Source organism: Exiguobacterium sp. KKBO11, assembly GCF_001644945.1.
In the GTDB taxonomy this organism is placed as follows: Bacteria; Bacillota; Bacilli; order Exiguobacteriales; family Exiguobacteriaceae; genus Exiguobacterium_A; species Exiguobacterium_A abrahamii.
Genome location: NZ_LUCU01000011.1, coordinates 688,352 through 701,228, shown reverse-complemented (window position 1 = coordinate 701,228; position 12,877 = coordinate 688,352). Strand labels below are relative to the sequence as shown.

Here is a 12,877-nt window from a genome sequence, read left to right as displayed (position 1 = left end):
AAGGACAGGATTTTTCATGATCTATCTCGATTACGCAGCGACGACTCCGCTGCATCCTCAAGCACTCGCTCATTATCAACAAGCCGCTCAGTCGTTCTACGGCAACAGTTCTTCTCTTCATGACATCGGTGGGAACGCTGAAGGTTTACTCGAACGAGCTCGTCAATATCTGATGCAGCAATTGGCTCAACAAGAAGGAACCGTCATCTTTACAGGGAGCGGGTCAGAAGCAAACTACATCGCGTTGACCCATCTGATGCGACAGAGTAACAAATCAGTTGTCTTGACACTTCGATGTGAACACGACTCGGTCTTGCTTCCGCTTGCGCGCTGGGCACAAGAAACACGACACCTTTCTTTATTACCGGACGGAACGTTCGATTGGGAACAATTCGTCGCAGCTTGTACGGATGAAATCGGTGTTGTCTCGATTCAACATGTCAATTCGGATACCGGTTTTCGTTTTCCGGTCGAACGGATTGCAGCATATTGTCAATCGCGTGAGATTCTGTTTCATTGCGATGGTATCCAAGGATTTTTAAAAGATGCAATCAACATCGACGCTTTTGATGCCTACACGATGAGTAGTCATAAAGTGTATGGACCAAAAGGATTGGGCGCTTTGTATTTACGGCGTCCGCTCTTCAGCCCTTATTACGAAGGACATCACGAATTTGGAATCCGTCCAGGCACAGTCGACGTTCCAGGAATTGCCGCGTTCATCGCTGCCTGTGAAGCGTCTCGCTTCGAAAATCCAGGAATCCAAGCTTCAAGCCGTCGATTTCGTGGTATGCTAAAAAAAACATTGTCTTCGTCTCGTTACACAATGATTGAGTCGCCAACGCAACTCGCTTCCATCTGCGCCATCCATACGAAACAACGGGACGGTCAATACGCGTTGCTCGCCTTGAATCGTGCCGGAATCGCGGTTTCCGCTGGTAGTGCCTGCCGGGCTGGAGAAAACGGTCCGAATGCGACATTACGTGCCATCGGCTTCGATGAATCAGCGGCTCATGGGTTGATTCGGCTCAGTTTTGGAAGACACACGACGAACGAAGAGATCGAACAGTGCATTGATGTGTTGAACACGATTTCATGACACTGGAGAAAGGTAGGAGACATGATGGGGAAACGCATCTCCGGAGAAGAACGCCGGAAATCATTACTTCGTATGATTGAGGAAAGTGAGCAACCTGTCACAGGAACAGCACTGGCGAAACAAGCAGGTGTCAGTCGCCAAGTGATCGTGCAGGATTTATCATTGTTAAAGGCAAAAGGATATCCTGTCATCGCGACAGCTCGTGGCTATTTCATCAATGATCCGGAAGTCGACGGTTCAAAATTACGTCGCAAGATCGTTTGCCGTCACGGCATCGATCAGTTAAAGGATGAGTGTGACGCCATCGTTGACGAAGGAGTCGTCGTCCGCGATGTCATCATCGAACATCCCGTCTACGGCTTCATCACTGGAGAATTGATGCTAAAGAGCCGCCGAGACGTCCGTGTATTGCTAGAGCAGCTAAAGGAGACGCAAGCCACTCCGCTCTCGAGCCTGACGGACGGAGTCCATATCCACACGCTGGAGGCGGAGCATGAAGACGCACTGGAAGCAGCCATTGCGAAACTCGATCGTCTCGGAATTCTCGTTTCAGAGCTCGATGTCTGAACATACAAAAACCGCCTATTCCAAAGGAATAAGCGGTTTTTTTATCGTTCAATCGGTTCAAGTCGTGTCTCCGGCATCGTAGATGGCGGATCGAACGTTGCTAAGACTTTGCGGACACGTCGGTTTTCGATATGCAAGACGGTCAACGTGACACGTTCATAACGCATCGCCGTTCCGACGTCCGGTAATTGTCCGCTCTCCTCCATGATCCATCCCCCAAGTGACTGGGCATCGGTGTCTGGCATTTTCAATTGAAATTGCTGACAGAAGTCTTCAATGTCATACTCTGCTAGACATTCGTATTGCTCTGGACCAATCCGTTTCGTATATTCCAATGATTCATCGTGTTCATCCCAAATCTCCCCGACGATTTCTTCTAAAATATCCTCAAGGGTGATCAGACCTGCCGTTCCTCCGAATTCATCAAGGACAACTGCCATGTGGGACTGTTTGACTTTGAGTTCCGGTAATAAATCCATCAATCGTGTCTGTGGTACGACGAACGATACCGGTCGAATCCATTCTCGGATATCAACGGAGCCGTTCTTCACGTATGCACGCAGAAAGTCCCGCTCCGATAATACACCGATGACGTGATCAATCGAATCTTTATAGACCGGTAGACGAGAATAGCCACCCTTCTGAACCTCTGCAAGGATGTCTTCAAGCCGCGCATCAATATCAATTGCCTGAATATCCATGCGAGGCGTCAGCGCATCCTCGACCGTCGCATGTTGAAAATCAACTGCTTGATGAACGAGTTCCGCCTCTGCAAGCCCCATGATCCCCTCTTCCTGACTAATATCAACGAGTGCCTTGAGTTCCTGTTCGGTCACGAGCGGACCTTTCGGATCCGCTCCAATCAACCGTAGCGCCAACTGGCGTAAGCGGAGTAACAGGAAGACAAGTGGTCGAAAGCACAGTAAGAAGAAACGAAGCGGACGTCCGATTAATAACACGTAACGTTCCGTATGCTCACGGGCATACGACTTCGGAATCAATTCTCCGAACAACAGCAACAAAAAGAACAGCGCGAGAAAGGCAACGGTTTGTGTTGCGATCGTCTCGACGAACTGGATGATCCACCAGCCACCAAATAAGATAAAGGCGACGTTGACGATCGTATTCCCAATCAAAATCGACGTCAGTGTCTCTTCGTAGCGTTGAAGTAAGCGAAATACACGGGACGCACGCGCGTCCCCTGCTTCCGATTGGTGCAACAACCGCAACCGATTGACACTCGCGAGTGCCGTCTCAGCTGAGGAAAAGAACGCGGATAACATGAGAATCGGAATTAACCAAACGACTGAAATCATGGGCAATGGGTCCACGATGCTTTCACACTCCGTTTCCTAATGGAATGAACCGCTTAGAATGATGACTCGACGAATTCGAACTCGAAATCACGGATTCGAACGACGTCGCCGTCGATCGCACCAAGACGACGCAACTCTTCGTCGACACCCATTTGACGCAGTGTCCGAGCGAAACGTTTAATCGATTCTTCACGCATGAAGTTCGTCATCGTGAAGAGTTTTTCGATGCGTGGTCCTTTGATGACGAAGCAATCGTCTTCATCTTTCGAAATCGTAAAGCCAGCTTCTGGTGCTTCGTAACCGTAGACGACACGTGGTGTCGCTGTTTTCTCTTCGAGTTCCTCAAGACCGAATTCTGGTGTTGCATCGACGAGGTCAGCGATTCGGAATAACAGATCGCGTAAACCTTGACGTGTTGCTGCTGAAATCTCGAATACTTCAAGCTCTGGGAAAGCTTCCTTGAAGGCTTCAAGATGTTCTGCCGCATCCGGCATGTCCATCTTGTTCGCGACGACGACTTGCGGACGTTCTGTTAAGCGGAGATTATAGTCCGCGAGTTCTTTATTGATGATGTTGTAGTCTTCGATTGGATCGCGACCTTCCATCCCGCTCATGTCGATGACGTGTACGATGACTTTCGTCCGTTCGACGTGACGGAGGAACTGGTGACCGAGTCCGACACCTTCACTTGCACCTTCAATCAATCCTGGCAAGTCAGCCATGACGAAACTACGGCTATCTTCCGTTTCGACGACACCGATGTTCGGTGTGATCGTCGTGAAGTGATACGCACCGATTTTCGGACGTGCTGCTGAAACGACCGATAACATCGTTGATTTTCCGACACTCGGGAAACCGACGAGACCGACGTCTGCTAGCATTTTCAGCTCAAGTTTCAAGTACTTCTCTTCTCCTGGCTCACCGTTTTCCGCGTGCTCAGGTGCTGGGTTGGCTGGTGTCGCAAAACGTGTATTTCCACGTCCGCCACGTCCGCCTTTTGCGACGATTGCTTGTTGTCCGTGATGGACGAGGTCAGCGATGACCGCATTCGTATCGTCATCGTAGACGACCGTGCCCGGTGGAACCTTGACGATTAGATGCTCGGCTTTACGACCGTGCATCCCTTTTGACATACCGTTTTCACCTTGAACCGCTTTAAAGTGACGTTTGTAACGGAAGTCCATCAATGTCCGAAGTCCTTCGTCGACTTCGAGGACGACGTGTGCCCCGTGACCACCGTCACCGCCGGCAGGACCGCCGTCCGGAACGTATTTCTCACGACGGAACGCTACTTGCCCACGTCCTCCGTCACCTGCTTTTACATAAATATTTACCTGATCGACAAACATGTCGGATCCCTCCTCTTACTTCTCTTCCTCAAACGGAAGACTTTCAATCTCAATCACACACTCATTTTCCGTCTGCGACTCGATTTCCATCGGCGTCACTAGATCCTCAAGGCGCGACATATCTAGTAGATCCCGATAGATCTCGATGGTCACGCCCTCGTGGAAGGTCACGGATACTTCTCCTACTCCTACATCAATCATGGCGATGGCCGCTTCGACGAGTTGCTTCAACCGCTCATCTTCCATGTGGGGTGCTCCGATGACATCATACGTCACAGTTTTGCCTGACCATTCAGCTTGCAGTAACGCCAGTGCGGTTTTCGGCAATCCGATTCGCGCTAGACGCCCTTCCCGTGATGCTTGCTCCCGGTACGCCGAACAGATCGACTCGACTGCTTGTTCGTCTCCGATCGCGCCATACGAACGGACGAGTTGTATCCGGTTCAACCACTCGTGACGAAGAGTCTTTAAAAGATCAAGTACCTGCTGTTCCTCCATCGGTCGTTCCCTCCTAAAAAAAACAGACCCTAACCCTCGAAAGTGGCTAGAGTCTGCTTCGTCGATCCTTATGCTGGGTAAACGCTGACTTGTTTCTTGTCGCGTCCGAGACGTTCGAAACGAACGACACCAGTTGCAGTTGCGAAAAGTGTATCATCGCCACCACGTCCGACGTTCATACCTGGGTGAATCTTCGTACCGCGTTGACGGTAGAGGATTGAACCAGCAGAAACAGTTTGACCGTCTGCACGTTTCGCCCCAAGGCGTTTCGATTGCGAGTCACGACCGTTCTTTGTCGAACCTACCCCTTTTTTCGATGCGAAGAACTGAAGATTAAGTTTCAACATGTGGAATCCACCTCCTATACTTGTTCAAGTTGGATAAACTCACCGTAACTTTCAGCGATGGTACCAAGTTGGACCAAAGTCGCTTCCAGTAACAATTGGGTGCGCTCACTGACATCCGGTGCTAAGTCAGCGTACGGTTCTACATAAAAGTAGCCACCCTCTTGTTGTTCTGCCATTTCAAGGAGCAGGACCTGCCCGAGTAATGCTTCTATGGCATTGTATGCCCCGAAGATCACCGACGAGACGCCGGCACAGACAAGGTCGAGACCTGGTTCTGCGAACTCGGCATGTCCTGTCACTTCGATGGAGCGGACGAGTTCCGCTTCATCTCGTCGAATCTTGACACGTATCATGGCTTACGCTTCGATTTTCTCGATGCGGACCTTCGTGTAAGGTTGACGGTGACCTTGCTTACGACGGTAGTTCTTTTTCGCTTTCATTTTGAAGACAGTGATCTTTTTCGCGCGAGCGTGTTTGATGACCGTTGCTACGACCTTCGCACCTTCTACGAGTGGAGCGCCGACTTTAACATCGTCACCACCAAGGATCAATACTTCACCAAATTCAACTGTGCTGTCGACGTCTGCGTTTAATTTCTCAACGTAGATTTCTTGGCCAGCTTCAACTTTGACTTGTTTACCACCAGTTTTGATAATTGCGTACATTACGTGCACCTCCTCTTAGGAACTCAGACTCGCCATCACGGGCAGCGGATGCTTTAAAACCCGGTCTGTGCGGTTGTAGTCATTTGGGTGCTTCCAAACGAACTAACGTTATTCAGAATACCAAACGTTCTTCTACCTTGTCAATGCTGTTCTGAAGGATTATTCCGATCGCTTGATGAAATCGAGACAGTCCTGTGACGACCCCGTGAACAGGACCGCTGGATCGCCTTCGAGCACATGGACTTCGAGCGGTTGACGAGAGATGAATTCGTCTTGCAACAGATGCCGTGGTGCGCGAATCACGACCGCTTCCGCATAGGTCGCAATCTCAAGTAACTTCGGTTCAATCAAGCGATAGACACTCAATCGCGTCCACTGTCCGGATTCCTGTGAGCGTTCCTGTAGCGATTTCCCGTGACGTTGTCGTGTCAGTTCGCATAAGCCCATCTTCGTAAAGCCATAGACTTCGATTTGTTTCGTCTCGAGCGCCGCTCGTTCTTTGAGGAGTTGCGTCACCCGTGTCTGACCTTTACTAGAGCCACGTAAAAAATCGATCGCAATCATACCGCTAATGTTGCGCAACCGTAATTGGCGCATGACTTCGACCGCAGCCGCTTCATTGATTTGATCAAACGTCCGCTTTTGTTCCTTGACGGAGATCGTCTTCCCACTGTTGACGTCGATGACAGTCATCGTCTCGACCTCTTCAATCAAGAGATACGCTCCCCCGTCAAGCCAGACGACCCGTTGCATCGCCTTCTCGATTGCGCCATCGATCGCTTCCATCTCAGGTAAGCGTCCTTTTCGTAGCGACCGTTCGACGGACAGACCAAGCAATTCCAGGCGTTCCTTTTCCTGACGCGTCATGACGAGCGCATCGGTGACATGTGGAAGTCGTTTTGCTTCCTGAACGATCAGTGCCTCGTCTTGTTCAAGACGCGGTGCCTGCATGAGTTCTTTATGTCGTGTCCGTAATGACTGAAGCTCTTGCTTCAATTCGTCAATTGATGCTTTTGCTGCCTCCGTCCGGTAGAGAATCCCCTCTTCGTCCGTCGTCGTCAATTGCTCCGCCAGTTGACGCTGAACGACGAGATCCAGCTTTCGACTGAAACGGATGCGTCGCCCGTACGGGAAATAAACGAGATAACGTCCACCATAGGTGATGTTCTGCGTCACTTTGTGTTGTTTCGGTGCGACTCCTTCCTTGACGACCTGGACGAGTAACGTCTGTCCGACCTGGACCGCTTGTCCGATCGTCGGTACGTCCGGATAGCGACGAAGTGCTTCCACCGTTTCATTCAGCGGTAAGTAAAGCGGTGTGCCGTCAGTCGCAATCAAAAAGGCTGCTCCGAGCGTCGGATGCAACCGGTCGACCTTGGCATAGACGAAAGTGCCAACCCGGATCTCGTCGCGCATCCGCTCATGATATTCAATTAATCGACCGCCTTCGACCAATGCCAATCGTTCAAGCGAAGCGGTCTGTTCACTAATCCATCGCATACTGATCCCTCCAAAAAAATTAGACTAGGCGCGACGATGTCGTCCTAGTCTAATTTCCCATTCTTATTTCATCCCAAGCATCTTCTTCAATTTGACGAAGAAGCCTTTTTGCGGTTGTTCATTTAAATCAAGCAGTGGTACAGATTCGCCGAGAATCCGGCGAGCAATGTTCCGGTAGCCGAGTCCAGCCCGGTTATCCGGATTCATCGTCACAGGCACACCACGGTGGGAAGCCGCGATGACTTCTTCATCATCGATGATCAGACCAAGTAGATCAATCGAAAGGATACGCATGATCTCATCGATGTCGAGCATGTCACCTGATGCCATCATGTGTGAACGCACCCGGTTGATGACGAGTTTCGGAACGATGTTACGTTCTGAGCGCTCGAGCATCCCGATGATCCGGTCCGCATCTTGAACGGCTGCTTTTTCCGGTGTCGTAACGACGACGGCTTCATCCGCTCCAGCGATTGCATTCATGAAGCCTTGTTCGATTCCGGCAGGGCAATCGATCAAGACGAAGTCGTATTCGAGTTTCAGTGTATCGATGATTGCCTTCACCTGTTCGGGTGTGACGGAGGACTTATCCTTTGATTGAGCAGCAGGCAACAGATACATCTCTTCAAAACGTTTATCGCGGACGAGTGCTTGGTGCAATTTACATTGCCCTGTCACGACGTCAACGATGTTATAGATACTCCGGTTATCGAGACCAAGCACGATATCCAGATTACGTAACCCGATATCCGTATCAACGAGGCAAACGGAATGTCCCATCAATGCAAGTGCTGTTCCGATGTTTGCAGTCGTCGTTGTCTTTCCGACGCCACCTTTACCGGATGTGACGACGATGGCGCGTCCCATGTTCGTCTTCGCCTCCATATGTACCTGTTCTTTCACTTGTTCCATATCCGTCACCCTCTTTCACTATCAATCGCAAACTGATCCATCCGCGCGAGCGGAACGGTTTGAAGGCGGGAGAATTCCACCCCGTCTTCGCCTAAAAATGCACAACCCATATCGAGAGCAGGAATCGGTGCGTCGTCCGGTTCTTCGTGGACGGTGCCAGCGACTGCGACCCATTTCGGTTGCAATACACTCGCAGCGATGACGGCTTCCGTATTGCCACCTTTACCTGCATGAACGGTACCACGTAAAGCACCGAGACAATAGATACTTCCTGTCGCATGGACGACCGCACCCGGATTGATATCTCCGATGATGACGATCGATCCTTCGACGTCTAATACGTGCCCACTGCGTGCCGTTCCACCGAAGTAATGAAACGTTCGCTCTCCGTACAAGGCTTTTGCCTCGTCCTTCGTGATGCACTCACTATCATAGCCTTTGAAAGAGAAGGAATCATGTCGCGCGACGATAGATTCGACGGCCGTCAACACCCCTTCATCGACATAACGTCGACCGAAGAAGAAGGTGATCGGTACGGCGCGTCCGTTCTCGACGGATTTGTCCGCAAGCGTCAACTCTAAATCGTCAAGAAATTCATCCACACTGCACCTTTCATTCACATAGACGGCGAGGCCACCACGATGACCTTTCATCGTTACATAACGTTTACGCTCAATCATGACTCATCCTCTTTTCTCGTCAAGGGTCGACTGCACGAGTCGGGTCATCGGATAATACAGGATGATGATCCCGATCAGCTGCGCAACCAGACTCCTTGGAATGATCTGTGTCGCAAGTTCCTGGAAGGAGACTCCGACACCCACGACCGAAGCCGTGAAGAAATATATATCGAGCTCATACAAAATGGCACTGAACGTGAACGTGACAAGAATCGTCAATACGTTCTCCTTTACATATTTTAGCACGAAGCTACTAAAAAGCGGAATGGCGGATAACGCAAATAAGTAAATGCCGATGATATCCGAGTACACGAAATCATACAGCAATCCGAAAACGAGTCCGAATCCGAGTGCCTGTTCAAGTTTTCCGTACCGACCGAGGAACATCAGACCGATCAATGTCGCATGGATGACGTACGGCGAACCATCTCCGAGTGGTCCCGCGAACAACGTCCCTTCTAAGATAAAAAGAAGGAACACGGCGAAAAACAACTTAACGTTATTCACGAGTGTCCCCTCCCTTATCGGTCTCAGCGAAAGGTTCCTTCGCTTCGCGCTCAATCACGAAGACATGACCGAACTGTTCGAAGTCTGCTGCCGGTTTGACGTATGCGATTTTTGAAGCCCCATACTGATCGGCTTTCACTTCCTCGATTTTTCCGATGACAATTCCGCTCGGATACTTTCCACCGAGACCGGACGTCGTGACGGTCTGCCCTTTTTTCAGCTTCGCATCATTCGGAATTTTCGTGAACTTGAGTAATTTCGTCTCTTCATCAAAGCCTTCGATCGTACCGAAGACTCCTTTTCCTTTCGTGTCATCTGCCGTTGCCGAGACGTTATTCGTCCGACTTGTATCTGACATCAACTGCACGAGGGATGTATAAGCACTCGCCTGGATGACGCGACCGATCAGTCCATCTGCTGTTACGACGGCCATGTTCGCCTTGACTCCTTTTTGTTCGCCGATGTTAATCGTGACGAACCGTTGCCATTCGGACGATGTCCGACCGATCATCTCTGCCGGTAACAATTTGTAGTCGCGAATCGATCCGTTCAGGTCGAGCATGTCTTTCAATTCTTTATTCTCACGTTCAAGATCACGGACTTTGACGGCATTGCCGGCATAGTCACTTAAGCGTGATTTCAAGTGTTCGTTCTCTTTGTACACGTCACGCACTTCTTTAATCGAAGTGACCGTATCATCAATCCAGCCAATCGGTGTCGCGAAAAGGCGTTGACCGACGCCCACGGTATCACGCACGAAGCTTTGATACCAGTGGGATTGGTTACGCCCTTGTAGCGAAATCCCGATCAAGATCACCAAAAGGAGAAAACTAAGGAGTGTGATGAGCAGTTTTCGATTATTTAAAAATCGCTTCATCGCTCATCCCGTCCTTATCTTTTTTGCGAGATGCCTGATTTCGAACGAAGAACATTCATCATCTCGAGTGATTTTCCTGTACCGATCGCGACACAATCGAGTGCATTTTCTGCAACGAGTGTCAAAATACGTGTTTCGTCTTCGATGACAGCGTCGAGGTTCTTCAAGAGTGCCCCACCGCCTGTCAAGACGATTCCGCGGTCCATGACGTCTGCTGATAATTCAGGAGGCGTCTGCTCAAGCGTGTGCTTGACACCTGCAAGAATCGCTTCAACCGTATCCGAGAGTGCGTCACAAATTTCCGCACTTGTGACTTCGATCTGTTTCGGAAGACCTGTGACGAGGTCACGTCCACGGATTTCCATCGTTTCGTTCTCTGACTCTTCATCGATGCGAGCGTAACCAATCGTCATTTTCAACGTCTCAGCTGTCCGCTCCCCGATCATCAAGTTGTACTTCGATTTGATGTAACGAATGATCGACTCATCCATCTCATCACCACCGACACGGATCGATTGGCTCGTGACGATACCACCGAGTGAGATGACAGCAACTTCTGTCGTACCACCACCGATATCAACGACCATCGATCCTGTTGGTTCTGAAACCGGAAGACCAGCACCGATTGCTGCTGCGAATGGTTCTTCGATCGTGTACGCTTCACGCGCACCTGCAAGTTTCGCTGCATCTTCGACCGCACGTTTTTCGACCGATGTAATACCACTTGGTACACAGATCATGACGTTCGTCTTAGAAGAGAACAAGCCTTTTTTCTTCGAAGCTTGATCCATGAAATATTTGATCATCGTAGCGGTTGTTTCATAATCCGCGATAACCCCGTCTTTCATCGGGCGTCGTGCAGTCACGTTACCCGGCGTACGACCGATCATGTTTTTCGCCGCGTTACCGACAGCTTCAATTTTCCCTGTATCCGTACGGAAGGCGACGACGGACGGTTCGCGGACGACGATTCCTTGCCCCTTTACATACACAAGCGTGTTAGCCGTACCTAAGTCAATGCCGATTTCACGGCTGAATGATCCAAACATTATTCAAAAAACCCCTCTCTGAGAATACACTTCACTAATTATAACGGAAAAGCCTTCATTGGAAAGCGTTAAAACGTTACAGCTTGTTTACAGTTCGCCTTAGAAAACACACAAAAAAACGTCTGACGGAAAGAATCGAAGCTTTCCCTTCAGACGTTATTCTTACATAAATCCGCGCTGTTTCATACTAATAAATTGTCCATGCCCGATGATGATGTGGTCAAGACAACTGATTCCAATGAGTCGTCCCGCCTCAACGAGTCGCTCAGATACCTCGATATCTTCCCGACTTGGCGTCGGGTCACCGGACGGATGATTGTGGACGGCGATGAAGTTCGCAGCCGAGCAGCGAATCGCTTCTCGGAAGACGTCTCGCGGGTGGACGATCGACGTGTTCAATCCTCCAATGAATAACGTCTTTTTCGAGACGACCTCATTTTTCGTATTCAAATACAGACAGATGAAGTGTTCCTGCTGATAGAGGCGCATCTCTTCTAACAACAGTTCGGCGGCGTCTTCCGGTGAACGGATCGTCGGTCGCACCCATTTCGGTTCCGTGACGAGCCGTCGACCGAGTTCTAGTCCAGCCATAATTTGTAGTGCCTTCGCCTTCCCGACCCCCGGTGCTTTTTCGAGCCCACCGACTCCGGCTGCCTCGAGTTCGATCAACGAAGGATAGATGTGCAGTAATTCTTCCGCGATTTCAAGCGGTGTCCGGTCGCGCGTCCCACTTCGGACGAGACACGCCAGCAACTCGACTGTCGTCGCTTGTGCCAAGCCTTTCAACTGAACCATATCCTTCGGCCATTCAATCACAGCATCCGACCTCTCTGTTTCAGAATTACGCAAACATCGGCTTGATTTCAAAGGACACGAGACGTTTTGTGATCTCGTGGATCGGCAGTCCGACGACATTATAGTAATCGCCCTCGATCGCCTCGACGAACAGACCACCCATCGCTTGGATGCCATAGCCACCCGCTTTATCATAGGGTTCGTTCGTCGCGATATAGCCTTCCATCCACTCGTCTGGTAATACACCAAAACGGACGTGCGTCGTCACGTCGAACGTCTCTTCCTTCTCCCCGAAGCGAATCGTCACGCCTGTCACGACTTCATGAGCGCGTCCTGACAGACGAGCTAGCATCGCCCGCGCTTCAGAAATATCCGCCGGCTTCTCAAGAATCATGTCATCGATCGCGACGACCGTATCAGCAGCCAGAATGACACCATCTGCTGTAATCGCTCGCGCTTTCTTTTGTGATAGATGACGGACGTACTCGTGTGGTGTCATCGGGTACGGCGCTTCTTCGACGATATTCGCTGGTACGACTTCATGAGGAATGCCGATTTGTTGTAGGAGCTCCGTCCGCCGTGGTGAAGCCGACGCGAGAATCAAGTGTGGTTGCGTTATCATCAGTATCACGTTCTTTCCCGTTAATTTCGAATCGGATAATTCGAGTCATCGTTTAGTCTAACAAAAAACAAGCGGTCCCTAACAGAGTAGGAAC

Annotated in this window: 16 protein-coding genes and 1 other annotated feature; of the genes, 2 read left to right on the top strand and 14 right to left on the bottom strand. The window is 50.2% G+C overall.

Annotation, left to right across the window (positions count from 1 at the left end):
- The first annotated feature begins 16 nt into the window (after nucleotides 1-16).
- Together AYO36_RS03680 and AYO36_RS03675 are read left to right on the top strand one after the other, a co-directional pair.
- Nucleotides 17-1,099 (top strand): cysteine desulfurase family protein, encoded by a 1,083-nt coding sequence (locus tag AYO36_RS03680; RefSeq protein ID WP_064299555.1) that lies wholly within the window; start codon nucleotides 17-19, stop codon nucleotides 1,097-1,099.
- Nucleotides 1,100-1,123: 24 nt separating this feature from the next.
- Entirely contained in the window at nucleotides 1,124-1,666 is a 543-nt protein-coding gene (locus tag AYO36_RS03675) for a transcription repressor NadR (RefSeq protein ID WP_064299554.1), read from the top strand.
- 41 nt (nucleotides 1,667-1,707) lie between these two features.
- Here the strand turns inward: AYO36_RS03675 and AYO36_RS03670 are convergent, their stop codons facing one another.
- From AYO36_RS03670 to AYO36_RS03605, 14 genes are all read right to left on the bottom strand, one after another.
- Nucleotides 1,708-2,982 carry a hemolysin family protein gene (locus AYO36_RS03670; protein WP_064299553.1) on the bottom strand — a complete coding sequence of 425 codons (1,275 nt, stop codon included), beginning with the start codon at nucleotides 2,980-2,982 and terminating at the stop codon, nucleotides 1,708-1,710.
- Between the two features lie 53 nt (nucleotides 2,983-3,035).
- Nucleotides 3,036-4,331 (bottom strand): GTPase ObgE, encoded by a 1,296-nt coding sequence (gene obgE / locus AYO36_RS03665; RefSeq protein ID WP_023468943.1) that lies wholly within the window; start codon nucleotides 4,329-4,331, stop codon nucleotides 3,036-3,038.
- A gap of 15 nt (nucleotides 4,332-4,346) precedes the next feature.
- Nucleotides 4,347-4,829 carry a Spo0B domain-containing protein gene (locus tag AYO36_RS03660; RefSeq protein ID WP_023468944.1) on the bottom strand — a complete coding sequence of 161 codons (483 nt, stop codon included), beginning with the start codon at nucleotides 4,827-4,829 and terminating at the stop codon, nucleotides 4,347-4,349.
- Nucleotides 4,830-4,897: 68 nt separating this feature from the next.
- Nucleotides 4,898-5,176: a 50S ribosomal protein L27 gene (gene rpmA / locus AYO36_RS03655; protein WP_012370976.1), complete on the bottom strand. Its 279-nt coding sequence runs from the start codon at nucleotides 5,174-5,176 to the stop codon at nucleotides 4,898-4,900.
- 14 nt (nucleotides 5,177-5,190) lie between these two features.
- Complete coding sequence (locus AYO36_RS03650; RefSeq protein ID WP_023468945.1) at nucleotides 5,191-5,529, bottom strand: ribosomal-processing cysteine protease Prp; 339 nt, start codon at nucleotides 5,527-5,529, stop codon at nucleotides 5,191-5,193.
- 3 nt (nucleotides 5,530-5,532) lie between these two features.
- A complete protein-coding gene (rplU, locus tag AYO36_RS03645) occupies nucleotides 5,533-5,841 on the bottom strand; it encodes a 50S ribosomal protein L21 (protein ID WP_012370978.1) in 309 nt (102 codons plus the stop codon).
- A gap of 15 nt (nucleotides 5,842-5,856) precedes the next feature.
- Nucleotides 5,857-5,926, bottom strand: a sequence feature (ribosomal protein L21 leader region).
- 74 nt (nucleotides 5,927-6,000) lie between these two features.
- Complete coding sequence (locus AYO36_RS03640; protein ID WP_064299552.1) at nucleotides 6,001-7,341, bottom strand: ribonuclease E/G; 1,341 nt, start codon at nucleotides 7,339-7,341, stop codon at nucleotides 6,001-6,003.
- Nucleotides 7,342-7,404: 63 nt separating this feature from the next.
- A complete protein-coding gene (gene minD, locus AYO36_RS03635) occupies nucleotides 7,405-8,208 on the bottom strand; it encodes a septum site-determining protein MinD (RefSeq protein ID WP_029342255.1) in 804 nt (267 codons plus the stop codon).
- Nucleotides 8,209-8,258: 50 nt separating this feature from the next.
- Nucleotides 8,259-8,933, bottom strand: a complete 675-nt coding sequence (locus AYO36_RS03630; RefSeq protein WP_035406484.1) for a septum site-determining protein MinC — start codon at nucleotides 8,931-8,933, stop codon at nucleotides 8,259-8,261.
- A gap of 3 nt (nucleotides 8,934-8,936) precedes the next feature.
- A complete protein-coding gene (gene mreD, locus AYO36_RS03625) occupies nucleotides 8,937-9,440 on the bottom strand; it encodes a rod shape-determining protein MreD (protein WP_023468949.1) in 504 nt (167 codons plus the stop codon).
- Nucleotides 9,433-10,317, bottom strand: coding sequence for a rod shape-determining protein MreC (gene mreC / locus AYO36_RS03620; protein ID WP_058703839.1), 885 nt, complete (start codon nucleotides 10,315-10,317; stop codon nucleotides 9,433-9,435). The genes mreD and mreC overlap by 8 nt, the downstream gene beginning before the upstream one ends.
- Nucleotides 10,318-10,331: 14 nt before the next feature.
- Nucleotides 10,332-11,366: a rod shape-determining protein gene (locus AYO36_RS03615; protein WP_029342258.1), complete on the bottom strand. Its 1,035-nt coding sequence runs from the start codon at nucleotides 11,364-11,366 to the stop codon at nucleotides 10,332-10,334.
- A gap of 162 nt (nucleotides 11,367-11,528) precedes the next feature.
- The gene (gene radC, locus AYO36_RS03610; protein ID WP_050677672.1) at nucleotides 11,529-12,161 is read right to left on the bottom strand and encodes a RadC family protein; all 633 of its coding nucleotides are present in this window, start codon (nucleotides 12,159-12,161) and stop codon (nucleotides 11,529-11,531) included.
- Between the two features lie 46 nt (nucleotides 12,162-12,207).
- Nucleotides 12,208-12,783 (bottom strand): Maf family protein, encoded by a 576-nt coding sequence (locus tag AYO36_RS03605; RefSeq protein WP_064299551.1) that lies wholly within the window; start codon nucleotides 12,781-12,783, stop codon nucleotides 12,208-12,210.
- Nucleotides 12,784-12,877: the final 94 nt, after the last annotated feature.